The following is a 24490-nucleotide window of genomic DNA, read 5'->3' on the forward strand; positions in this document are numbered from 1 at the left end:
GCCCCCGCATCGGCGGGGGCCATCCCTTTTGTTTCAGGTCCGGTTCAGATCAGAACCGTCACACCAGGTCGCCCGTCCTGGGCAGGCCCGGCTTGAGCGGAGTCCTAGGCGTGCTGCTGGTCGGGATGGGTGAAACCGGAGCGCTCGGGTCACCCGGGGAGGCCGAGCCCGTGGGGGCCGGATTCGTGGGGGTCACCGTCGGGGCCGGATTCGTGGGAGGCACAGTCGGGGTGGTTCCACCACCGGTCAACGCACCCGTGACCGCCTCAGGGGTTCCCTGATCGTTGTCGAGGACCACTGCCATCCAGCCCAGCGACTTCTGGTCATCGGCCGCGGCCTTGTTGTACGAGACGGCAACTTCCTTCGCCCCGCTGGCCGGCACCTGGAAGGCCTGGCCGTCGTTGAAGGGACGGTTTTCCGGATCGTAGGTGAGCTTGCCCTCGATGCTGTCCTTCAGGTTGTCATCCCTGATGCTGAGGGAGGTGAGCTCGTAGTGGAACTTGCCGGTCACGCCGACACCGGACGCCTTGACCGCGAGGAGCACGGTGCTGGAGTCGCTGGGCGCCACGGCGTAGGTCCCTGCCCCAACGGTGTTCTTCGAGACCGTGTCGTAGATGAACACTTCGGAAACGCCGTCGTAGTAGTCCGAACGCGTCTTCCCGGAGTCCGCGCTGAACACGATGTAATCCGGCTTGCCGTCGTTGTTGTTGTCGATCGGGATCTGGTAGCTGTTGGCGGCCGCGTTCGAGTGGCGCGTGTGGCTGTTGACCGCGAAGACCAGCGCCTTCTCGCCGTTGATCGTGGTGGTCGCGACACCGACGTTGGCGATGTCAACGCCGTCGCTCGCTTCGGGATCGACTCCGGCCGGGAGGTCGCCCTTCGGGTCGGTGGCGCTCCAGTCGAACAGGAAACCGTTGGCCGCGTAGGCGCCATCCTGGTTCTGGAAGGTGATCTTGGAGGAATCGGAGCTGATCTCGCCGGTCACCTTGGTGGTGGCACGGGGAACCATCAGGTAAGGAACGTTCAGCGTCTTGTCACCCGAGGTGAACTGCACGTTGCCCGAGGCTTCGTAGAAGTTCTGGGAGTCCTTGGTCTTGATGCTGCTCGGAACATCCGAGGCCTTCAGGCTGAGGGTCACCTTGACATCGGCCGTGCCGCCCGCGGGGACGGTGACCTTGGTGTTGCTGAGTTTCACCTGGGCGGGCAGGCTCTGGCTCGAGGCTTTGATCTCCCCGTTGAAGGTGACCTCCGAGTTCCCTTTGTTCACGAGGGTGATCGTCTTGGTCCCCTCGAAGGAGCTGTTGGATTCCTGGTAGCCGAAGCTGAGCAGGGAGTCACGGACGCTCTTGTCCTTCAGTTCGGTGGAGTCACCGTAAGCGAAGACCTGGGTGGAGGTGGAGTCCACCGGATCCACCAGGCTGCCGCCACGAGTGGGTCCATAGTCACCCACCTTGGAGGCATCGGCCGTCGAGACGATCGCCGCCGAGATTTCCTGGGAGTCCCAGGAGGGGTGGGCCTGTTTGGTGAGGGCCGCGACACCCGCCGCGTGCGGAGTGGCCATGGAGGTGCCGGACAGGACGCTGGCTTCGGTCCCGGAACCCACATGGGCCGAGGAAATGGACACACCGGGGGCCACCAGGCTGGGGCGCAGGGCGGAATCGCCGCTGAGAGGACCGGCGGAAGTGAAGTCACCGTACTTGGTGAAATTCGCGTTGGGGATCGTGTTCGGGGCGAAGGTCACCTGCTTGCCCTCGGCAGCCACCAGGGTTGCGCCGTCAGATTGTTTTACGCTGAGGAATGGGATCGTCACATCCAGCTGCTCCCCGGTGGTCGGGTTGCTGGTGATCTTCCCCTCGAAACCGGAGTAGTCATCGGTGGAGTTGATCATGACCACGGCCGCCGCCTTGTGTTTCTGCCCAAGAACGGCGCGGGCCACGCGGGCACACTGACCCCGCGCGGTGATCACGATGGAGCCCTCCGGCACATTGGCGTAGTCGGAGTCGACGCAGCCGAGGGAAACCTTGCCCGTGGCGTCCTTCAGCACGTGCACGGGAACGCCGGCGGGAAGTTTCGCGTCATTGGTGTTCATGGCCTGAATGGTCTTGCCATCAACGGTGAGCTGGGCACCCGGGTAGTTCTCCGTGGGGTCGCTGGCGGCGACGGAGATGACCCCGGCACCGGAGGCGGGCGAACCCGTCATGTAGGGCTGCGAACCGTAGTTGCCGGCCGCGGCCAGCACGACGACACCCGCAGCGACGGCGTTGGAGGCGGCGACCGCATCGGCGTTGGTGCGCTTGCCGTAGGGCGAACCAAGCGACATGTTGATCACGTCCATCTTGTTCTTCACGGCCCAGTCAATGGCTTCCGTGGTGAGGTTCGTGGCCCCCTTGCAACCGAAGACGCGAACCGCGTAGAGCTCGGCCTTGGGTGCGACGCCGGGCCCCACCTTGAACTCGTTCTCGTGGGTCTTCTGGTCGTAGGCACCGGTGTAGGTCTTGCCGTCGGCGAGAACCCCGGCGCCGCCGACGGTGCCGGCGACATGGGTGCCGTGCCCGGCCTGGGCGCAGTCGATGGGGTTGTCGTCCTTCACGGGGGTGTTGGTGCCGTCGTAGTCGTCACCGACGAGGTCCACCCCGCCCTTGACGCTCGGGGCGTTGGGGCCGAACCAAGCCGGGTTGGGGGTTTTGGCGGCGGACTGTTCGTTGAACGCCTCGGTGGTTCCCGGGCCACCGAAAGTTGCGTGGGTGTAGTCGATACCGGTGTCGATGACGGCAACCTTGACGCCCTCACCGGTGTATCCGGTGGCGCCACCGGCCCCCTCCCACACCTTCGGCGCTCCGATCACCGGGACCCCGTGAACGTTGCTGCGCTCGTAGGTGGGGACGGAATGAATGGCCTTGACCTCAGGGAGGGATTCGAGGTTCTTCAGTTCGCTGCTGTCGATGGTCACGCGCATACCGTTGATGGCGGACTGCATCTTGCTCTCGACAACACCCCCCTTGGCCTCGATGGTTGTGGCGACCTTGTCCTGGACACCCGACAGCTCGCTCTCGATCTTCTCCTCCTGGGAGGAGCTGAGCTCGCCCTTCTCCGCCTTGACCACGGCAACGGGATCGTCCTTGAGTTCCACCATGACGGTGACTTTGCCGCCGACACCGAGGAGTTCCTCGACCGCACCGGACTGGATCTCCCCACCCTGGGCCTTGGCGATCAGGTTTGCCAGGCCACCCTCGTTGCTCGTTTCATCCGCGGTGGCCGTGGACACCGGGAGAACGAGCGCCAGGGCACCCACAGCGGCTAGTAGCTTTCTACTTCGCAAGGTTCTGCCTTTCCTTGTACGAAGGACCCACCCGGGTCCACAAAAGCCTTCGTTTCCCTTCCCCTCCTCAGATCTTCACTCCGAGTGGAAACGATGACCGAAAGGCAGACTAGCCTGCCGAGGGATCACCGCCAAACCCCCGCCGGTATCGCCAGGACGCCCGGGGAACCGATCCCCGGAACAGCACGAGGCCCCCGGGGCTTTCCGGGGGCCTCGCAGGAAGGAGGAGTCAGCTCACGGCGGCAGCCACCCGCCGGCGCATTCCCTCCGCGTACTGGGCCGCTTCCAGGCCGGCCACGAGGTGCCAGACCCCGTCGCCGACCTTGACCGCGGCGGCCAGCCCGGCCCGTTTCAGGGCGTCGACATCGACCTTGGAGTCATCGGCGATCTCGACCCGCACCCGGGTCTCGGCGATGGCCTCGACGGAACGCACGTTGTCCTCCCCGCCAAGTGCGGCGACCCACTGCTTGGCCTGGTTGGTCTCGACATCACCGACGACGATCACGCGCGGTTCGACCGCGGCCTCCGCGGGCTCGGCGGCGCGACGCGCTGCGGCCTTCTCCTCGGGGGTGCGGTAGTCGGAGATCAGGACCGCGAGCATGGCAACGGTGAAGGAAACCACCACGGAGATGGCGTAGATCCACATCGGGTTGAACACCGGGATGGTCAGCAGCGATGTGAACGCGAAGGCGCCGGTGGTGACACCCCTGATGTCTCCCTCCGTGAAGAAGGTGCTCAGCAGACCGATCGTGACGCCACCCACGAAACAACCGATCAGCATGCGCGGATAGATGCGCTTGAAGCGCAGGTGGATGCCGTAGAGGCTGGGTTCGGAGATACCGCCGAACAGGCCCGCGATGAGAGCACCGGATGCGGTCTGCTTCATCGTGGCGTCCTTGTCGCGGAAGGCAAGCACCAGCACGGCGGCGGTCGCGCCGAAGCAGGCGAAGTTCCACACACCCATGGGGCCCTGGATGAAGTCGTAGCCAAGACCGCCTCGATCGGGGGGCGTGAGGTTGAGCAGCATCAGGGCGTTCAGCGGCCAGTGGAGCCCGAGCGGCACGAGGAACGGGTAGATCATCGGGATCAGGATGGCGAAGACGATGGGAGCGTTTCCGTTCAGCCAGGACAGGCCGCTACCGATGCCGGAGCCGGCCCAGATACCGATGGGGCCGAGCAGGAAGGCGGTGAGCGGGATCATGATGATCATGGAGAAGAACGGGACGAAAACCATCTGGACGTTCTCCGGGAAGACCCGTTTCCAGAAGCGGTACACCAAGGCCAGCACGGCGGCCATGATCAACGGCACGAAGACCTGGCCACCGTAGTCGTTGAGCTGCAACGGCAGCCCGAAGATGTTCACGGTGCAGGACTCGGTTCCCAGGACCGGGTGCTTCACGCAGGTGGTCTCGGCGAACTTCAGTGCCTCCGCGAAGAGGCCGCTGCCCTGCGAGGTCTCGGTGTAGGCCTTGCTGCCGAGGCTGATGAAGTTGGGGGTCATCAAAGCACCCATGATGACCCCGCCGAGCCACGGGTCCACATCGAGCTTCTTCGATGCGTTGTAGGCCACCGCGATGGGCAGGAAGTAGAACACGCCACGCCACATCGCGTCGAGGAAAACCCACGGGGCGGCCTTGGTCTCGGACTGGAAGTCGAAAACCCCGAAGGCGTCCAGCACGGCCGCGAAGGCGAGGATCAGCGACGCCCCGAGCAGCACACCGAGCAGCGGACGGAAGCTGTCCGACAGGTACTCGAAGAAGTTGTCGAGCCAGGCCACCTTGCCCCGCGCCTTGGACCGGGCCGCCGCCTTGACGTCCGCATCGCTCATGGGTTTGCGGGAGCTCATCTCGGGAAGAGCGTTGATCTCGTTGAACACGGTGGCAACGGCGCCGCCGATGATGACCTGGTAGCGATCTCCCGACTGGGGAACCGCCCCCATGACGCCCTTGATGGATTCGACCGTCCCCGTTTCGATCCCGGAGGCGTCGACCAGTTCAAAACGCAGCCGTGTGGCGCAGTGGGTCAGGGACTGGATGTTCTCGGGTCCGCCGAGGGCGGCCACGATCTCGGATGCAGTACTCATGTTGGCCTCTCAGAATTCGTCGACGGGAACCAGGGCCCGGACCTCGGCGGGGGTGGCGCAGTTGACGGCCTTCTCCGCCAACGCGCGACAGGTGGACAGGTCGTAGGCGCGCACGGCCGCCTTGACCGAGGGGATCGCGGGGATGGAGCAACTCAGCTCGTCGACCCCGAGGCCGACGAGGACCGGCACCGCCTGCGGATCGGAGGCGATACCGCCGCACACCCCCAGCCATTTCCCGCGTTCGTGGAGGGCCTTGGCGGCCTGCCCGATGAGGGCCAGCACGGCCGGGTTGCAGGGGTCGACCTGGCTGGCAAGTTTGGGATGTCCCCGGTCCATGGCGAGGGTGTAGCTGGTCAGGTCGTTGGTGCCGACGCTGAAGAAGTCACAGCCGTCCTCGGCCGCGAACTGCCTGGCCATGACCGCCACGGAGGGAACCTCCATCATGATCCCGAGGCTCACCCGGTCCCACGCGGCCACCTTGGAGCGTTCCTCGTCGAAGATCTGCTTGGCCCTGCGCCAGTCGTCGATGGTGGCGATCATGGGGAACATCACGTGCAGCTTGGCGCCGGCGTCCGCGGACGCCAGGATGGCGCGGATCTGGGTGCGGAGCACCTCGGGCCGTTCCAGGCCGACCCTGATGCCGCGCACACCGAGGAAGGGGTTCTCCTCAGCGGGGATGGGCAAGTACGCCAGTGGTTTGTCGCCGCCGACATCGAGGGTCCGGATCACCAGGGGTTGCCCCGGTTTCAGGGCCTTCGCACAGTCGGTGTAGATCTGGGTCTGCTCCGCCTCGGTGGGGGCGGTGGAACGTCCCATGAAAACGAACTCGCTGCGCAGCAGGCCGACACCCTCCGCTCCCTTGTCCATGGACGCGACGGCATCGTCGACACCACCGATGTTGGCAACCACGGTGACCCGGTGGCCGTCGGTGGTGACGGCGGGTTCGTCCTTGGCGGCCTCCTCGACGGCCTTGCGTTCGGCCATCCGGGCCTGCCGTTCCCGCAGCCGGGCCACCTCCTCGTCGGTGACCCCCATGCGCAGGGTGCCCTTCGAGCCGTCGAGCACCACGAGGGTGTCGTCGGCGATGTCGAGGGCCCTGGCCTCGATGCCCGCGACGGCGGGGATGTCGAGGGAGCGGGCGATGATCGCCACGTGGGAGGATGCGCCGCCCCCGGTGGTCGCGAAACCTACCACACGGCTGCGGTCCAGCTGCGCGGTGTCGGAGGGGGTGAGTTCCTCGGCGACGAGGATGGTGTTCTCGGGCAGCTCACCCTTCTCGGAACGCTGACCGGTGAGTTCCTCGAGCACCCGCTGCCCGACGTCGCGCACGTCGTTGGCGCGGCCCGCGAGGATCTCGTTCTTCAACGCGGCGAGCTGGTCCGCGAAGGCGTTGAAGGCGCCGCGCCAGGCGAATGCCGCCGATTTGCCCTTGTCGATGGCGGAGGCCGCCAGGTCGAGCAGCTCGGGGTCGCCCAGGATCTCCTGGTGGGCCGCGAAGATCGCGGCCTTCTCCTCGGAGGCCTCCTCGGACATCCGTTTCTGCAGGGCGGACAGGTCCAGCAGGGCACGGTCGATGGCGGAGTTCAGCTTGCGCCGCTCCTTGTGCCGGTCCTCGGCAAATTCCTCCACCACGATGTCCTCGTGGCGGAGCTGCACCACGCGACCGATGCCGAGCCCCGGGGACGCGGAGGCACCGAGCAGCAGGTTCCAGTCGCCCGACCGCGGCCCGGCGGTCTCGGCCACCGGCTCCGAGATGGTGGGCATCGGGGTGGTGTCCTCCGTGCCGACGACGCCACCGCTGGGCAGGGTCGGGCAGTCCTCCCCGAGGCCATCCCGAATGCCCTGGGAGATCGCGGCGACGGCTTCCTTCGCGTCGGTTCCGTGCGCGGTGACAACGACCTTCTCACCGCAGGCGACGGCGAGGCTCATGATCGCGACGATGGACTTGGCGTTGGCGGAGTCGTCGCCGCGGCGCAACTGGATGTCGGAGCGGTACTGCTTCGCGAGGGCCACGAGCGTGGCGGTGGGGCGGGCGTGGAGTCCGGTCGGGTTCGGCACCACGAGGGCGTCCGATGCGGCATCGACGGCGGCTCCCGATTCCTGGGTGGCTTCCTCCTGCGGTTTGAGTTCGACCACGGCGGCCTCGTCGATTCCGGCGCTGAGCAGGCCCGTGACCGGGGTGATGGTGGAGAGCAGTTCGGTGTTGGTGACCACCACCTGGGTCAGCAGCGACTTGGCCTTGCGGCCGACGTCGTCAAGGTCGAAATCGATCAGCAGGTCACCGGCGCTCACCCGCTGCCCCTCGGAGACGTGGGTGCGGAAACCGTCGCCCCCCAACCTGACGGTGTCAAGACCTATGTGCATCAGGATCTCGAGTCCCTCGGCGCTGCGCACGGTTACGGCATGGCGGGAAGGTTGGAGATCCACCACTTCCCCGGGGACCGGCGATGTCAGCCGCCCCTCCAGGGGATCCATGGAGAACCCGTCCCCGACCATTTTCCTTGCGAAGACCGGATCCGGCACGTCCTCGATGGGAACCATGACGCCGGTCAACGGCGCCCTGAGGCTCACCCGCGCGGTCGACTCTGAACTCACAACGGCACTTCCTTTCCGGAGGGGAGGTGTCACTCGGATTCGCACCTGCTCCCAGTGTCTCCAGCAGCCTAGTTGGGTTCAGCCCCGAGTGGAACACCAATTCCTCGATTCGCCGGGATTTGGCGATTCGGCGGATAACCCCCGCCCACAGGAGATGGAGGTTAATTTTTGGTTAACTCAACACGCCCGCCTCCCGAGGCCAGTTAACTTCAGGCAACGCGAAGGCGTGGAGAAATTTGCCGTTCCCCGGGAGCTCCTGTATTGGGACCGGCTGTCCCTACGTCTTCCGGCACAACGAAAGGGACAACGACGTGACCGAACCCTCCGCCACCCGACCCGAGGGAGTCCAGTTGCGCGCGCGACGAAGCCCGCGCCTGATCGCCCTGGGTGTGCTCCTCATCGTGCTGGGAGCGCTGGGAGCCACCGCCTTGTACACGAGCGCGACCGGCCACCGGCAGGCCGTGGCGATGGCGAACGACGTGACCCGCGGCCAGGAGATCCGCTCCTCCGATCTGACCGTGCGTGAGCTTCCGGGAAACCAGTGGGAGGGCATCGAACCGCGAGAGATGGAAGACCTGATCGGGAAACGGGCCCTGTTCGACCTGCCGGCGGGCAGTTTCCCCGCCAAGCGGCACGTGGCGGCCAGGTCGTTTCCCGAGGGAAACGTCACGATGGGGCTGAAACTCGGTCCCGGGAAGATGCCCAACGCCCCGCTGGCACCGGGTCAGAGGATCCAGCTGGTCGATCTCAAGGATGGAGTCCCGATGACCGAGGCCGTGGTCGCGGCCCTACCCGAGAAACTGCCCGACGGGGCAACCTGGCTGCTGGACATCAGCCTTCCGGCGGACAAGGCCCCTCTCATGGCCACCCGCGCCGCAGCGGATCAGGTGGCCCTGTTCGTCCTTCAGGAGTCCTGATGTCGGTGACAGTACTGACGGGCGGGCCGGGAGCCCCCGGCATCACCACGACCGCCCTGGGTCTCACCCTATGCTGGCCCGGCGACGTGATGCTCTCCGACTGCGACCGCGACCCGGCGCAAGCCATCCCCGCCGGTTACCTCCGCGGCCTCGACCTCGGAGGCAGGGGGCTGGCCACCCTGGCCCGCCTGCACCGCGAGACCCGGGACATCGGACCGGAACTGGCCCGGCAGACCATTGCCCTGACCGAGGGGGAAACCATCAGCCGGCGTTTCCTCCCCGGTTTCGCCCAGCCGGGGGCGGTACGGCTGTTCGATCACATCTGGCCGGAACTCGCGGAGGCTTTCGCGGATCTGGGATCCCGGGGAATCGACGTCATCGTGGACGCCGGAAGGCTGGGCCGCGACGGCCTGCCCATCGCGCTGCTGGAAATCGCGGACGCCATCGGTTTCGTGCTTCAGAGCAACCTGAAATCCTTGGCCGCGTCGCGTCTGTACCTGCCCCTGCTGGTGGAACAGGTCAGCTCCCTCCCGGCGGATCGCCCGCTGGGATTGATGCTCGTGGGCCCGGATCGTCCCTACTCGGCGCACGAGATCACCGCCCAGTTCGGGATCGACTGCTGGGCCCGGATTCCTTGGGACCCGCGGCCCGCCGGGGTGCTGAGCCACGGCCTGACACCGCCCAGGAGGTTCAACAACTCGCCGCTCCTCGGCTCGTACCGGGTGGCGGCACTGCACCTCACACAAAGACTCGCACGCGCCAGGGCCCTCAGACGTGAACTACTCCAAGGGGGCGCCTTGTGACCAGCGACGCATCGAAACCTCCCAGCCTGTCTGGGGCCTTCGCCGCCCTCGCCACCTCCGACTGGCATCCCCGTGCAGCACCTCGTCACCGGTTCCTCGAGGAGGAGGAGTGCCAACCGAGCTCCGATGTCGACTGGCAGCTCGTGGTGTCGCTTCGCAGGCAGGCCGCCGAACAGATCGGCCAGGCCAGCGAACGCTGGCTGACCGAACACGGCACGGTGATGCCCGAGGAGGACCGGAGGGCCCAGGGCAGGGCGATCATCCGCGCCGTGGTGCACGCCCACGCCGAACGCCTCAGCAACGAGGGTGCGGCGCTGTGGCCCATGGAACTGGAAACCGGTTACGCGGAGGCCGTGGCGCAGGCCATCTTCGGCTACGGACGGCTGAGTCCGGTCCTGAGCATCCCGGAGGCCGAGAACATCGAGATCACCGGCTGGGACTCGGTGATGATCCAGTACGGCGACGGGCACCGGGAACCCCATCCCCCCGTGGCGGACTCCGATGAGGAACTGATCGAGGCCGTCCGGTTCCTCGGGGAGACCGCCAATCCCCCACGCCCCTTCGACGACGCCCACCCGACGATGACCCTGGCGCTCGGCAGCCGTTTCCGGCTGCACGCCATCGGGTTCGGTCTGAGCCACCGGCCTTCCGTCATCATCCGCCAGCACACACTGACCTCGGTGACGTTGAAGGAACTGGTCGACGACGGCATGCTGCCCCTTCCCGTGGCCCGGCTCCTCTCCCAGGCCGTGCTGGCCCGCAAGTCGATAGTGATCTCCGGGGACCAGGGGGCGGGGAAGACCACCCTGCTGCGTGCCCTGATAGCGGAGATCCCGCCGAATGAACGGTTCGGGACCCTGGAGACCGACTACGAGTTGCTGACCCATCTGCAACCCGGGCGGCGCAACGTGCTGGCCCTCCAGGCGAAGGTGGGTCTCGGGGAGCAGCAGGGTGACCGGCACGTCGGGGAGTGGACCGTGGCGGATCTCATTCCCGAGGCGCTGCGGCAGAACCTGTCCCGGCTGGTGGTCGGGGAGGTCCGGGGCGCCGAGGCGGGGGCGATGTTCGAGGCGATGCAGGCGGGCGCCGGCACCCTGTCGACCACCCACTCGCATTCCGCCGCATCCACCATCGACCGCCTGGCGGCCCGCGTCGCGCTGGGCGGGGTGCTGAGCATCGAGGAGGCGATGCGGCAGATCGCCCACAACATCAATTTCATCGTCCATGTGACCCTGCGCGACGACACCTGGCGCGGCGGTCTCAGGCGGCGTTTCGTCAGCGAGGTGCGGCAGCTGACCGGGGCCGTCGAGAACAACCGCCCCAGCACCCACCTCGTCTACCGCTCCGACCCGGATCCGCTGTTCCAGCCGGAGGCCACGATGTCGGCCGAGCTCTCGGCTTTCCGGGGGGCGTCATGGGACCGCTGATCGCCGCAGGAAGCGGGGCCATGCTGGTCGCGGGGGTGATTCTGATGGCGGCGGGGCTGATGCGCCAGGTACCGGATGCCCCGACTTCCAAACCGTGGTCGGCGAGGGTGGTGACCCGCTGGCGGGCCATGGGTGCGCGACGCCGGCTCTGGGTGGTTCTCTGCGTGAGTGCCGGTCTCGTGGCCGGGGTCTGGACCGGCTGGCTGGCGGCGGTGGTCCTGGTTCCGCTGGTGCTGCTCGGGATCCCCCATCTGCTTGGCGAACCACCGAACCCGGAGGTCGAGATCCTCGCCGCCCTGGACCGCTGGTTGCGTTTCCTCGGGCCCTCGATAGCGACCGGGAAATCGATCCGGGACGCGATCATCGCCACCCGGGGACAGGTTCCCCCGGTACTGACCACCCCCGTGGCCCGGGTCGTCGCGCGACTCGACCTGGGTTGGAGCACCCGGGACGCCCTGATCGCGATGGCCGACGAGCTCGACTCCTCCGACGCCGACGGGGTGCTGGCGGCCCTGGCGATCGCTTCCTCGCGGGGCGGGATCGGCGCCCGGGCCATGCTCGCCGCACTGGCGGAGAACACCCAGCTGCGGTTGCGCGCCCTGCGTGAGATCGCGGCGGAACGGGCCAAACCCCGGGCCGTCGTGCGGCAGGTCGTGGGCATCACGTTCGCGATCCTCGTCGTGGTCGGGTGGCTGTCCCCGGACTATTTCGCCCCCTACGGGACATCCACCGGGCAGTTCCTGGCACTGGTGTTGGTCGTCCTCTACATGGGGTCGCTGCTGATACTGCGTCGCAGGACCCTCCCGAAACCGGCCGCCCGTTTCCTGAGGGGGAACTGAGATGGGAATCCTGGGGCCTCTCATGGTGGCGGGGATGGTGACCGGAGCCGGTGTCCTCCTGGTCGTCATCGGCGCCCTGCGAGCCCCCATCCGCCTGGCCGATGCCCTCGCCGCCCTGGACGGGGTCGTTCCCGAGGTGCGGGAGACGCGTCCGGAGCGGCGAGGCCTGGATGCGGCCGGCGAGTGGCTGCACGGCACCCTCCGGTTGCCGATCACACACAACCAGCAACGGCTTCTCATGTTGTCGGGAAGGAGCGTCGCCGACTTCTTCGCGGAGAAGCTGGTGCTTTCCGTGACGGGATTGCTCGCCCCCGCGATCTGGCTCGTCATGCAGCTGATCCTGGGGAACCCCACGACTCCGACACCCCTGCTCCTGGGCCCGGTCCTGGGAGTCTGCGGCTATTTCCTGGCGGACCTGAAGCTGTCCAGGGCATCCCGGCAGGTGCGCAGGAGCACCTCCGAGGCGGTTCACACTTTCTTCGACCTCGTCGCCCTGGAGCGTCTGGCCAATGCCTCCGCCACCCAGGCCGTCACCCAGGCGGCAACCATTTCCGACGCGCCGCTGTTCCGCCGCATGGCGGCCGGTCTTGAACGGTGCCGGCTGGAGCAGACCACCCCGTGGCGGGAACTGCACCGGATCGCGGATGACTGGGACATACCGGAGCTGGGTGATTTCGCCGACATCATGCGCCTCGAGGAGCAGGGGGCGGCACTTGCCGAGACCCTGCTGGCCAGGGTCCGGGAACTCCGGGAGGGGCATCTGGCGAAGCAACGCTCACGGGCCCAGGCCGACACCGAGGCCCTGACGATCTGGATGACCCTGCCCGCGTTGATTCTCGGCCTGGGTTTCATCATCCCGCCGCTGTTCATCCTCGTCGGCCTTTGAGAACCGGCATGAGAAAACCTGTGGAAAACGGAGTTCACGATGCTCCACCGCCCAAAGTGAAACCAGAAAGGGAAGAAGGAACCATGTCCCCCCTGTTGATCCTCCTCCAGCAGCAACTGAACCTGTTGTTCCCGCCCCGACGGGACGAACGCGGGCTGTCACAGTCCACGGAGAACGCCATTCTCCTGGCGGGGGCCGTGGCCATCGCACTGCTCGTGGTCAGCGTGATCAGGAAATTCGTGGAGGCGAACCTTCCCCAGTGAATCCAAACACCGAACCCTCAGGAAGGAATCCCAGCGTGAGACGAGTCGCAACGGCCATCGCCGCCGCCCTACTGCTCGTCGCCCTGCTGCTGGGCGTACCCTGGCTGCTGCTCTGCTGGGGCCGGCCGGCCGACCTGATGGCGGTCGACTGGAGAAACGTGCTCCTGCGTCCCGATGATGGCCGGGTCACGCTGGGAGTGCTTTCGCTGGCGGGCTGGCTGGCCTGGGCGATGCTCGCCCTGACCACCGCAGGTGAGCTGTTGCACACCGTCTCGCGGGGCCGGATCCGGTTCCGTGTGCCGGGCACGGGCTGGCTCCGTCCCGCCGTAGCACTGCTGGTGGCGGCCGCCATGTCCCCGCTGTTGACCGCGAACGCCTCCCCGTCCCCATCCAGTGCGCCGGCGGCGATCACGGCCCCGGCCGAGATCCGACCCGAGGACCCCGTGACGCCCCCCGGCACCACCCAGCAGGAACTCTCCGGGTGGCGGGAGTACGAGGTGCAGCCGGGCGACGAGCTGTGGGACATCGCGGCGCGCGAGCTCGGTGCCGGGGAGAGATGGCGCCAGCTGGTGGCCGCGAACCCGGGGATCGACATCGACCATCCACCTCCCCCGGGAACGATCCTCCGGTTGCCCATGACGGTGAGGGTCGAGCGGGGGGATTCCCTCTGGCGCCTGGCGGAGCAGCATCTCGGGGATCCCGAACGCTGGCCCGAGCTTCACGAGGCCAACCGGGACCGGATCTCCGATCCCGATGAGATCGACACCGGTTGGGTGCTCACCCTGCCCGGGGCGGACGTGGCCACCCCGGACGCACAGCCGCATCCCGCCCAGCCACCCGCCACCGTCGAACCAGCCCCCACCCCGGAACCAGTTCCCGTGCCCATGCCCTCACCGGATACAACATCCATCCCCTCGCTCTCCCCGTCCCCGGCCGGGAATCCCGGACCTGATGCCGGGGCCCCTTCCGTGGCGGAGCACCCCGACCTGTCCCGCTACCTCGGGCCGATCGGGGGGCTGTTGGCGGCGGGGGTCATCACAGGTCTGTCGCTGCGCCGCAGGAACGCCCTGCACGCCCGTCCCCTCGGGCGGCGTTCCCTTCCCGTCCCAGCCCCGCTGGAACGTTTCTGGACTGCCCTGGGGCGGCGCGGCACACAGCCTGGGACCGTCGGTCCCGCCGACCTGTCCCCCACCTGCGTCCTGCTGGGCTGGCGCGGGGAGGAGGAGGTCTGGATCACCCTGGAGGAGAGCCGCTGCCTGTGGCTCTCCGGGCCCCAACCGGAGGTCCTGGGAATGGCGGCCGGCGCCTGGACCAGCCTGCTGTGTGCGCCGTGGTCGTCCGAGGTCGACGTGGTCGCGGCCCATCCGCGGGAAACCTGGGCGGAGGCCGTCGACGATCCCCGTCTCACGGTTCTCCCGTCCACCGATGAGGCACTGGCGCAGCTGGAGCGGCTCTGCGCCGGTCGCCGCGTGGCGCTCGGTTCGGACCCGCTCACGGCCGCGCGTTCGGATCCGGACCGGGCCACCGGGTTCGCCCCCACAGTGTTCATCTTCTGCGATTCCCTCAACACCCAGCAGGTGGTCCGCGTCACCCGGGCTCTCGAACTCGGCCGGGTCGGGGTCAGCGTGATGGCCCCGACCCGGCAACATCCCCCCGCTCCGGGAAGTCGCCTGGAGTTGCGGGACACGCGGGCCGCGTCACTGGACTCCGGGGAGGAGTTCGAGCCGCAGCTCATCCCGGGACCGGCCCGCCATGCGCTGGTCGAATTGTTCGCCTCCTCGATCGCACCGGACTCGGAGCCCGCCCCCTGGTGGCGCGACGATCCCCTTCCCCCCGATGAAAACCCGCTGCCCGGCAGCGGCCCCGTCAAGGATCCACCCATGGCCGCCGAACCTCATTCCCCGACGCTGCTTCTCCTGGGGGAGGTGGACCTGGTGGCCTGCGACGGGCCGCGACCTGCCCGGGCCGCCGGGCGCTGCCTCGAATGCTGCGCATGGCTGCTCTCCAATCCCGGAGCGACCCCCACCCAGATGCGGGAGTCGCTGATGGTCGCCGAGAGCACCAGGCGCTCCAACATGTCCAGGCTGCGCGGCTGGCTGGGCCGTGGCCCGGAGGGGGAACACCTGCCCGACGCCTACTCCGGGCACATCCGGCTCGCCGCCTCCGTCTCGAGTGACTGGGAGAAGTTCCAGTCGCTGCTCGCGGGTGGGGTCAACCGGGCCAGCGAATCGCTGCTGGCGGAGGCGCTGGCGTTGGTCCGGGGAACCCCGCTGGGGAGTTTCGAGTTCCAGTGGAGCTGGGCGGAGCAGATGCGCAGCGACATGGTGAGCATGATCGTCGATGCCGCTGCGGTGCTGGCGGATCGTTGCACGGCCCGCTGGGAACACGGGCTGGCCGACTGGGCCATCTCCCAGGGAATCCGCGCCGCAGGGGAAGTGGAACCCCTGGTGGTGAGGCGGATCCGATCGCTCGCCCAGCGCGGCGACCGGGCCGAGGTGGACCGGCAGGTGTTGCAGCTCACGCGGTCGGCACGCGCCTCGGGGCGGGACCTCGAACCGGATTCGGTGCGCATGATCCAAGGGGCCCTCCAGGCCTGCCGTCAGGGACCCCGCCGGGAACGATCCAGCGTCGGATGACCGCCCCGGGAGGGGTCAGATCAGTGCTCCGAGCAGGTGGGGCATGACGGCCAGCGATGCGGCGATCACCACCAGCCCGGTGTCCCTGCGGCCCCACACGGCCTCCCCGAGCCAGGTTCTGGGGCCCGGGGCCGAGTAGCCTCGCGAGTCCATGGCGATCGTCAACCTCCCGGCCTGCCTGACCGACTCCACCAGCAGCGCGAGACACAGCGCCCCCCACTCGCGCGCCTTGCTGACCGGGGAACGGCCCGGACCGACACCACGGACCCGCCGTGCCCGCGAGATCTCCTGCCACAGTTCCGCGAACCCGTCGAGCCGGCGGAGAGCCGCGACCACCGCCAGGACGGGACGAGACGGCATCCGCAGCAGCCTCCCGAGGTGATCCCCGAGGGCCGTGGGTTCCAGGAACGATGCGGCCACCACACCGGGCAGCACGATGAACGCCACCCGCAGGGCGGCCACCAGCGCGGGTTCGACGGCGCGGGGATCGGAGAGCAACCAGTTGGACCAGGCGATGGATGCGATGGCGATGCCGGGGGCCACCAGCCGCCCGGGCGGGAACCGGAACCGCAGCAGCACCATTCCCGTGACCACCAGGACGGCCACCCCGATCGTCAGGGGCAGCAACCCCCCGGCCATGACCCCTGATGCGGTGAGGATGACCGCCCCGAGCAGCAGGGACAGCGGCCCGGTCCTTTCCAGCGGCCTCCCGGGTTCTGGTCCTTCCCGGGTCCCAGGGGAGCGTTCCTCCCCGTCCCTGGGCGGCGAGGGCAGGTGAATCCGTCGGTTCGCGAGGCGCGTCAACGCGGCGTCGTGGGTGGCGACCAGCACCCCGGTGCCGGCTTCCCGGGCCGAGAGCAGGACACCCGTCACCGCGGCCCAGGTCACCCGGTCCAGCCCCACGGTGGGTTCGTCAGCCAGGAGGACCCCGGGTGCGTGGAGCACCGAGGAGACGACGGCCAGGCGTCGCTGTTCCCCGCCCGACAGGCTCAACGGATGGCGATCCTCCATGCCGTCGAGTCCCACCGCCGCCAGGAGCCGCCGGGCCCGGTCCTCCGCGTCATCTCGTGGCTGTCCCAGGGCCAGGGCGGTGGCGGTCAGGGAGGACAGCACGGTGTCCCCCACCGCCAGGCCCTCCGCGAACTGCGGGACCCAGCCCGCTCTCGACGCGAGCTGCCGCGAGGTGAGGCACGCCGGATCGTCACCGCCGATCCTCACCTCTCCCGAGGCCACGGGCAGCGTTCCCAGGAGCGCGGCCAGCAGGGTGGACTTACCCGCTCCGCTGTCGCCGTTGAGAACCACCAGTTCTCCTTGCCGCAGCTCCGCATCGACGTCGTGCAGCACCCGCCGCGGCTCGTCCTCCCGGGTGCTCCTCAGAGTCAGCGGTGGCCTCCGGTCAACCGTGATTCCCCGGGCCCGGGCCATGGCATCCCCCGTTTCCCGGGACGTGTTCCCTCCGAGGTCGACGGCGACGGGTTCCGGGTCGGGTGCCCCCGGAACCCAGAGCCCCAGTTCGAGGAGGCGGGCGCCCATGGTCCCCAGAACCTCCCCGAAGGGACCGTCGGCGAGAACGCGTCCCGAGTCGATCACCACCAGCCGTTCCACGATCCCTTCCCAGCCTGCGATGTCGTGATCGGCGACGACCAGGGTGGCGCCGGTGCGGGTGACCACGTCGTTGACCGCCTCCCGCAGCCGGGCGGCCGAGGGGGCGTCGAGCATCGCCCCCGGTTCATCGAGGAGGAGCACACCGGGTTTCATGGCCAGTGCCCCCGCCAGCGCCAGTCGCTGGGCCTGCCCACCCGACAGCGCCGCCGTCGGATGTCCGGGGCGAAAGGGAAAATCAACCAGTTCCAGTGTTTCGGCGACCCGTCCGTGGATCTCCGCGACCGGCAGGCCGAGGTTCTCCGGCCCGAAGGCGACGTCACGCCCCACGGTCTCGGCGACGACCGAATCGAAGGGCTGCTGTCCCACCAGGCCGATGTCGCCGCGACCCGCGGCCGCCGGAAGCCCCCCAACAGTCACCTCACCCGTGAGCTCCCCCGGGGTGTGATCCTCCAACACCCCGGCGAAGGCCCGCAGCAGGGTGGATTTCCCCGCCCCGCTGACCCCGGCCAGCAGAACCCTCTCCCCCGCCCCGATCTCGAGATCCACACCGTTCAGGAGCGGGTGATCGGCCCCCAGGGGCTGCCAGGTCAGCGCGACCGCCCGCAGCTGGCCCCGCTCAGCCACGCCGGATCAGGTGTTCCCGGCCCGCGGGGAAGGCGTTCAACGCCCCGGTCGCGGCCATCGCCCTGACCAGGAGCCAGCCCCCGAGACCGGAGATCGCGATGCAGGAACCGACGGCACATCCGAGGGCCACCAGCTTCATGCCGAAGGTGTATTCGCCCTGGTAGACCCACCATTCCCAGCAGCACAGTTCAAGAACGGCGGAGAGCGTACCGGCCAGCATCGCCACCCAGACGCGGAATCCCCGCCACAGGAAAACCGCGAGGATGATCTCGACCCCCAGTGCCTGCAGCGCTCCTGAGATCATCACGTTCAGCCCCCACTGGTTTCCCAGCAACGCCTCGACGGTGGCGGCCACGATCTCGCAGAGCAGGGCCGCTCCGGGGCGGCGCGCCACGAGCCCGCCCACGACCGCCGGCAGCACCCACACCCCGAGGGTCAGGCTCGACAGGGGCGGGAAGACCGTGTTGAGCGCCGCGGACACCGCGGGATACAGCAGCAGGTCCCAGCCCCAGAACGCGACACCCAACGCCACGCCGAGAATGGCAACGGTCACGAGATCCACGGAACGCCAAGCGGCGGGTCCTCCCGCCGCCAGCTGTGTCCTCATCGTCCTGGCGGTTCCAGTCATGTCAACTCCTGTGGTTTTCCGGGTTGTTCCGGTTTCCTCAGGGAGGTCGCGGCGGGCACGCCAGCCGCGACCGGAGATTCCCGACTCCCTACGCCGGTGCTAGCCGGTTCAGGTTCGAGGGTCTGCGGTTGCCCGCACTCTCAGCGCAGCTGCGCTCCCCTGTCGTGTTCGATGAACATTACCGACTGCGGTTCGTCGATGCATCTCGGCCACAACCTCCCGATTGGGCGGGACCTCCTATTACGATGGCCCGGTGATGAGAAGGCTGGTGACCTGGATGCTGCTGCTGGCAGCCGTGGCCGTCGGCTTCGTCGCGACCCCCTCCCGGGCGGATGGAAACCTCGATGTGAACATCGAGTCGCTCTCCCCGCAGCTGCTGGACCAGTCACAGCCGGATCAGCGCATCACCATGACCGGCACGGTACGCAACAACACCGATCAGGCCGTGGAAAACGCCAGCGTCCACTTCTGGCGCTCGACCAGAGCGATCACGGAACACGACGAACTCGTGCAGGCGCTCACATCCGAACCCTCACAGCCTCCGGGGAAACGGGTCACGAACTCCAAGGAGAACTATCAGGAACTGGGTGATCTGACCCCCGGCGCATCGGTGAAATTCACGGTGACCGCGACCATCGGGGAACTCGCCCTGGCATCGAAGACGGACTCCGTCCACATGCTCGGCGTCCAGGTCCGCTCCAACTCCACCAGGCGGGATCCCGTGACGGTGGGCCGCGGCAGGGTGTTCGCCGTCGCCGCCAAGAAACCGCTGCAGGTCTCAACCGTCGTGAAACTCGCCACCCGGCCGACCCTGCTCGACGGCACCGACTTCCAGGACAACTCCCTCGAATCCAGGCTCGTGGGGGAATTGTCCGATTTGTTGGCGGCCGCCGAGAAACCGGGGGTCTACACCCTACTGGATCCATCCCTGCTGGTCGAGGCCCAGGCGCTGGCCGGGGAACACACCGTCGCCGGTCAGGCGGCCCCCCCGAGCGAGGCCGCGAGCAACTTCGTGAAACGAATCAACGACCTGATCAGCACGGGCCGGGTGATGCGGTTGCCGTTCGGGAACCCCGACCTGGCGCGGCTGCACGCCGCCGGGGACCTGAAAAGTTTCGAGGCCGCCCTGGGGTGGTCCGAAACCGCCTTGAAGGCCGCGGATCTGGGCGCCATAGCCGACGCCCCCCTGGCCGCGGATCTGGGCGGGAACGACTCCCAGGACCTGACGTTGACGCTGGCCCTCCACGGTTTCCGGAAGGTTTTCGGGAACAACTTCACCTCCAGCGGGGAGATAACCACCACGAACCACAGCGTCAGGGCCCACGCCCTGCGGGTGTCCTCCACTGACCTGCCCGGTATCGGCCCCGGAAGCACCCTCACAGATGCGCAGATCTCCGGGCGCCGGTTGGCCGAGGAACTGCTGGGCGGTTCGCCGCCGATCCACATGGTCCGCGAGGTCGCGAACATCAGCCGCGCGGACCTCCTGGCAGGCGCCGAAACCATCGCTCCCCTCCCCGAACCCAGCGACCAGGCGCGCTACGGAACCCCGACGGAGCAGATCACCCCGTGGCCCGGGCTGCGTTCCCAGGTGCAGGGCATATTCGACTCCACCCAGCTCCTGGAGGAACTGACGGGAACCGACCGCACCGCGCTGAATGCGGCCACCGCCACGCGCGCCTTCAACAGTGCCTTCCGTTCCGAACAGGAAGCCATGGAATTCGTCGGCGCCACCCCGAGCGAGAAACTGGCCCCGTCCATGATCCGGTTGAGCGCCGCCAGCCAGTTCGTGATGGGCTCCGACACCAACAACTTCCCCGTGACGATCAACAATCCGCTTCCCATCACCGTGAAGGTGCGGGTGCAGTTCGTCAGCGACTCCCCCAACCGGATCCGGGTCGCGCCCTCCGAGCTGGTCACCCTCGGCCCCGGCGAGCACCGGACGGTCAGCGTCTCCCCGTCAACCACATCCAACGGGGTCGTGATCGTGCGTGCCCAGCTGACGACGGAACAGGGAACCGCGTTCGGTTCGGTGGTGCCGGTGGAGATCACGGCAACCGGCCTCGGGCGAGTCGGCTGGATCATCATCGTCATCTCGGGTGCAGTAGTGGTCGGAGGCACATTCCTGCGTATCAGGGCGGTGCAGAGGGAACGAGCCAGGGAGAGTCGTGAGCAGTAGTGCCGATGGCGGTGTGAGCAGCAGCCGCAAATTGCTTTCCGCGAGCGCCCTGATGGCGGCGGGAACGCTGGTTTCCCGGGGCCTCGGGATCCTGCGGACGATGCTGGTGGCCTTCATCCTGGGCAACGGCACCAGGCAGGCCGACATCCTGTCGCTGGCCAGCACGATCTCCAACGGCATGTACATCCTGTTCGTGGGCGGTGCCGTCAACACCGTTCTGGTACCGCAGATCGTGCGCGCCATTCGTCACGACGAGGACGGCGGCGAGGCGTTCACGAACCGGATCATGACCGCGTTCATGCTGGCCATCAGCGTGGTGACCGTGCTCCTGACCCTGGCCGCCCCGCTGATCACGTTCCTCTACTCGTCGGATTCCTGGCGTGCCCCGGACCTGGAGAGCCAGTACGCCTCCATGGTGGCGTTGACCTACTGCACCCTCCCCCAGATCTTCTTCTACGGTGTCTACACGATGCTGGGGCAGGTGCTCAACGCCCGGGACCAGTTCGGCCCCATGATGTGGGCGCCGATCGCCAACAACATCATCTCCATCATCGTGCTGGGTTTCTACCTGGTGATCTGGGGCGCCGGCGGCGACCATTCAGGCGCGTTCACCACCGAGCAGATACTGCTGCTGGGAATCGGCTCCACGATCGGGATCGCCGCCCAGGCATTGGTGTTGGTCCCGTTCGTGAAGAAGGTGGGGTTCCGGTTCAGGCCGCGTTTCGACCTTCGGGGAGTGGGGCTGGGCAAGACCTTCCAGCTGGCGAAGTGGACCCTGGGTTTCGTGCTCATCAACCAGGCCGTGCTGATGCTGGTGAACCGCCTGGCCACCTCGGCGACGGCCGCCGGAACCGGCGGCGGCTCCAACGTCTACGGCAACGCCAGCCTGATCTGGATGATGCCGCACTCCCTGATCACGGTCTCGCTGGCCACCGCCATGCTGCCCAACGCCTCCCGGCTGGCCGCGGCGGGGGACCTCGAAGGTGTCGCGGCCGAGGCGCGCAAGACCACACGACTGTCGTTGATGGCTCTGGTACCGGCCTCGATGGTGTTCCTGGCGCTCTCCGAGCCGATGGCGATCCTGTTGTTCGGCCATGGCCAGGGCAGCCGCGACGCCAACCTGATCGCCTGGGCGCTGGGGGCCTTCGCCCTGGGCACGGTGCCGTTCACCGTGCAGTTCATCTGCCTGCGCACCTTCTACGCGCTGGAGGACACCCGCACCCCGTTCCGGCTGCAGCTCGTGATAGGTGGCGTGAACGCCGGGGGCGCGTTGCTGCTGGTGTACCTGGTGAACAACCCCGACCTGACCGCAACGGCGCTCGCCGTGTCCTATTCCCTCGCCTACCTGGTGGGGGTCCAGCTCAGCTGGCGCCAGCTCAAACGGAAGATACCCCACCTGAACGGCCGGGATCTCCTGATGCACGTCGCCCGCCTGGGCATCGGAGCGGGCATCGGTGCCCTGGTGGCGTGGTTCCTGTCCAGCCTGATCCTGGATGCGCTCCCCGGTGGGATTGTCGGCCCGCTGCTGGCCCTGTGTCTGGGGGGCTGCATCATCGGGGCCAGTTTCCTGGCGGTGGGAAAGGTGCTGAAGGTCCGGGAGCTCGCCAGTCTCGGCGACATGATCCGTTCCCGTCTCGGGCGTGGCAAGGCATCCGGGCCCGCGGGGGACGAGGAGCCCGGGAAGGAGCCGTCGCTCCCGCAGATCCCCACCATCGGCGCGGAACCCGCCACCGCGGCCGCCCTGGTGGACGACCTCATGCCAACTGGCCTGCACACGATCATCGCCGACGGCACCTTCAACGGTTGGAACGCCGCCCGCATTCCGGAGGAATCCATGGCGGCGGCCCTCGAACTACCGAGCCTGGTGGGCAACCTCGCCCCGGAATCCACCGACGACATGCTGGAGACCCGGGTCAGCCCTGCCGTGCGGGACACCCCGCCATCCACCTCCCCCACATCTCCGGACACCGCGAGCATGCAGGCCCAGATCGTGGGCCCGGATGAACCCTCGATGTTCTCGGGGGCCGATGAGCTGACCGCGGGGCGGCGGCTGATGAGCACCGGCGACCTGCTCTCCACGCGGTTCCGCATCGATGAGTTGATCATGGTCCGGGACGGCATCGAAACCTGGCGCGCCCATGACCTGGTGCTCTCCCGCGACGTCATAGCGCATGTCATCCCCGAGGACAGCCCGTGCACCACGGATCTGCTGCAGGCGGCCCGGAAGGGTGCGATAGCCACCGATTCCCGTTTCCTGCGGGTGCTGGACGCGGTCAACCTGGAAAACGACCCGCGCGGGCTGGGTGGCTACATCGTCTGCGAGTACGCGCACGGCAGCTCCCTGACCAATCTGCTGAAACACGGCCCGCTCAGCGCCCTGGAGGCCGCGTGGGTGGTCCGGGAGTTGGCGGATGCCCTCACCTCGCTGCACGGCCAAGGACTGTTCCATGAACAGCTGACCCCCGACAACGTGGTGATCACGACCCTCGGGGCCGTGAAGCTGGTCGGTTTCGGGGTCGAGGCCGGTTTCCACCCGAACTCGTCGGTGAAGTGGAGCGACCGCGAGGCCGCCGACGTGCGGGGACTCGCCAGTCTGCTGTACGCGATGCTGGTGCTGCGCTGGCCGGGTGGGGAGACCCGGGATCTTCCCGCAGCCCCGGTCGTCGGCGGCGAGATCGCCCCGATGAGTTCCGTGACCCCCGGGGTCTCCCCGGCCCTGGACCGCATCTGCGCGGCGGCCCTGGCCCGGCAGACGGCGGCATCGGAGAGCCGGATCACGACCGCCTCCCAACTGGCCTCGGCGCTCGCATCGGTGCTGGGGACGGCGGACGCCTCCCCCGACCTGGAGGCCCGGGTCAGGCAGCCGCAGAACCCCATCCCGGTCCACCTGCGACCCACCCCGCTGGAATCGATGCCGCCCCCCATGGTCCTCGACTCCACCGCGACGCAGGTACAGCCGGCGGTGGTCCGGCAACCCAGCCAACGGGTCGTGGAGACCAGCGCCGTGGAGGACGTCAAGTCTGCCAAGAGCACCTACGAGGGCAGGCCCCTGCTCTGGGTCGTGCTGGTGGCGGCGGTCGCCACTTTGGTGATCTCCCTGATCGTGGTCGCGATCAACAGCATCGGCCCGAGACCCGAGGCCCCCGGTTCCAGCTCATCCACCCCAACGACCAGCGAGTCGCAGGAGGCCCCGGAGGCCGGCACCGTCATTCCCGTGGCCATCATCACCGATTTCGATCCACGGGCCGACAACGGCAGCGGCGATGAGCACCCGGACCAGGTGAAAAACGCCATTGACGGCGACCCCGGCACGGGCTGGTCAACCATGCAGTACCGGGGCAATCCCAAGATGGGTGGGGAGAAACCGGGCGTCGGCCTGGTGCTCGACCTCGGAAAACCCGTCAAGCTCGGGAAGGTCGAGGTGACCTTCGCCGCGGCCGGTGAGACCGTCGAGCTGCGGGTCCCGGAGAAGGAGGCCACCGACAGGGCCCCCATGGACCGCCAGGCCCAGTGGAGGACGGTGGCCACGGCCGAGGACACCTCGGAGCAGGCCGTCCTGGAACCCTCCGAGGAGGTCACCAGCCGTTACGTGCTGGTCTACCTCACCAAGCTGCCGGAGGTCTCCTCGGGCCGTTACATGGGGACCGTGAACGAGATCGTCGTCAAACAGGGGTGAGGGGCGTCGCGGG

14 protein-coding genes and 1 riboswitch are annotated in these 24490 nt (G+C 68.0%); of the genes, 9 read left to right on the forward strand and 5 right to left on the reverse strand.

From position 1 onward, the window contains the following. Positions 1–58 precede the first annotated feature (58 nt). The 3 genes from ACO6D6_RS13565 to ptsP form a co-directional block, all read right to left on the reverse strand. Positions 59–3319, reverse strand: coding sequence for a S8 family serine peptidase (locus ACO6D6_RS13565; protein WP_484785779.1), 3261 nt, complete (start codon positions 3317–3319; stop codon positions 59–61). Positions 3320–3548: 229 nt separating this feature from the next. Next, positions 3549–5402, reverse strand: a complete 1854-nt coding sequence (locus ACO6D6_RS13570) for a PTS transporter subunit EIIC (RefSeq protein ID WP_484785780.1) — start codon at positions 5400–5402, stop codon at positions 3549–3551. A 9-nt stretch (positions 5403–5411) separates the two neighbouring features. Then, entirely contained in the window at positions 5412–7997 is a 2586-nt protein-coding gene (gene ptsP / locus ACO6D6_RS13575) for a phosphoenolpyruvate--protein phosphotransferase (protein WP_484785781.1), read from the reverse strand. Positions 7998–8308: 311 nt separating this feature from the next. Between ptsP and ACO6D6_RS13580 the strand changes: the two genes are divergently transcribed. From ACO6D6_RS13580 to ACO6D6_RS13610, 7 genes are all read left to right on the forward strand, one after another. Beyond that, on the forward strand, positions 8309–8914 hold the full coding sequence (locus ACO6D6_RS13580; RefSeq protein WP_484785782.1) for an SAF domain-containing protein: 606 nt from the start codon (positions 8309–8311) through the stop codon (positions 8912–8914). Further along, positions 8914–9717 carry a hypothetical protein gene (locus ACO6D6_RS13585; RefSeq protein WP_484785783.1) on the forward strand — a complete coding sequence of 268 codons (804 nt, stop codon included), beginning with the start codon at positions 8914–8916 and terminating at the stop codon, positions 9715–9717. The genes ACO6D6_RS13580 and ACO6D6_RS13585 overlap by 1 nt, the downstream gene beginning before the upstream one ends. A 26-nt stretch (positions 9718–9743) precedes the next feature. Next, positions 9744–11144, forward strand: coding sequence for a TadA family conjugal transfer-associated ATPase (locus ACO6D6_RS13590; protein WP_484785819.1), 1401 nt, complete (start codon positions 9744–9746; stop codon positions 11142–11144). Next, positions 11132–11983, forward strand: coding sequence for a type II secretion system F family protein (locus ACO6D6_RS13595; protein ID WP_484785784.1), 852 nt, complete (start codon positions 11132–11134; stop codon positions 11981–11983). The genes ACO6D6_RS13590 and ACO6D6_RS13595 overlap by 13 nt, the downstream gene beginning before the upstream one ends. 1 nt (position 11984) lies before the next feature. After that, positions 11985–12869, forward strand: coding sequence for a type II secretion system F family protein (locus ACO6D6_RS13600; RefSeq protein WP_484785785.1), 885 nt, complete (start codon positions 11985–11987; stop codon positions 12867–12869). 83 nt (positions 12870–12952) lie between these two features. Beyond that, positions 12953–13132: a hypothetical protein gene (locus tag ACO6D6_RS13605; protein WP_484785786.1), complete on the forward strand. Its 180-nt coding sequence runs from the start codon at positions 12953–12955 to the stop codon at positions 13130–13132. A gap of 35 nt (positions 13133–13167) precedes the next feature. Further along, positions 13168–15768, forward strand: a complete 2601-nt coding sequence (locus tag ACO6D6_RS13610; RefSeq protein WP_484785787.1) for a LysM peptidoglycan-binding domain-containing protein — start codon at positions 13168–13170, stop codon at positions 15766–15768. 15 nt (positions 15769–15783) lie between these two features. Here ACO6D6_RS13610 and ACO6D6_RS13615 read toward each other — a convergent pair whose 3' ends face one another. Together ACO6D6_RS13615 and ACO6D6_RS13620 are read right to left on the reverse strand one after the other, a co-directional pair. Further along, complete coding sequence (locus tag ACO6D6_RS13615; protein ID WP_484785788.1) at positions 15784–17997, reverse strand: ATP-binding cassette domain-containing protein; 2214 nt, start codon at positions 17995–17997, stop codon at positions 15784–15786. Further along, positions 17990–18625 carry an ECF transporter S component gene (locus ACO6D6_RS13620; RefSeq protein ID WP_484785789.1) on the reverse strand — a complete coding sequence of 212 codons (636 nt, stop codon included), beginning with the start codon at positions 18623–18625 and terminating at the stop codon, positions 17990–17992. Before ACO6D6_RS13620 ends, ACO6D6_RS13615 begins: the two co-directional genes overlap by 8 nt. Positions 18626–18693: 68 nt before the next feature. Next, positions 18694–18796: riboswitch (TPP riboswitch) on the reverse strand. A gap of 85 nt (positions 18797–18881) precedes the next feature. Between ACO6D6_RS13620 and ACO6D6_RS13625 the strand changes: the two genes are divergently transcribed. Together ACO6D6_RS13625 and murJ are read left to right on the forward strand one after the other, a co-directional pair. Further along, complete coding sequence (locus ACO6D6_RS13625) at positions 18882–20801, forward strand: DUF6049 family protein (RefSeq protein WP_484785820.1); 1920 nt, start codon at positions 18882–18884, stop codon at positions 20799–20801. After that, positions 20791–24477: a murein biosynthesis integral membrane protein MurJ gene (gene murJ, locus ACO6D6_RS13630; RefSeq protein ID WP_484785790.1), complete on the forward strand. Its 3687-nt coding sequence runs from the start codon at positions 20791–20793 to the stop codon at positions 24475–24477. The genes ACO6D6_RS13625 and murJ overlap by 11 nt, the downstream gene beginning before the upstream one ends. Positions 24478–24490: the final 13 nt, after the last annotated feature.

The sequence above is a fragment of the Arachnia sp. genome (genome assembly GCF_057238465.1).

Bases quoted from the DNA above. Each gene is read 5' to 3' on its own strand.
- ACO6D6_RS13570 (WP_484785780.1), bottom strand. From the start codon at position 5,402: ATGAGTACTGCATCCGAGATCGTGGCCGCCCTCGGCGGACCCGAGAAC.
- ACO6D6_RS13585 (WP_484785783.1), top strand. From the start codon at position 8,914: ATGTCGGTGACAGTACTGACGGGCGGGCCGGGAGCCCCCGGCATCACC.
- ACO6D6_RS13595 (WP_484785784.1), top strand. From the start codon at position 11,132: ATGGGACCGCTGATCGCCGCAGGAAGCGGGGCCATGCTGGTCGCGGGG.
- ACO6D6_RS13600 (WP_484785785.1), top strand. From the start codon at position 11,985: ATGGGAATCCTGGGGCCTCTCATGGTGGCGGGGATGGTGACCGGAGCC.
- ACO6D6_RS13605 (WP_484785786.1), top strand. From the start codon at position 12,953: ATGTCCCCCCTGTTGATCCTCCTCCAGCAGCAACTGAACCTGTTGTTC.
- ACO6D6_RS13620 (WP_484785789.1), bottom strand. From the start codon at position 18,625: ATGACTGGAACCGCCAGGACGATGAGGACACAGCTGGCGGCGGGAGGA.
- ACO6D6_RS13625 (WP_484785820.1), top strand. From the start codon at position 18,882: ATGAGAAGGCTGGTGACCTGGATGCTGCTGCTGGCAGCCGTGGCCGTC.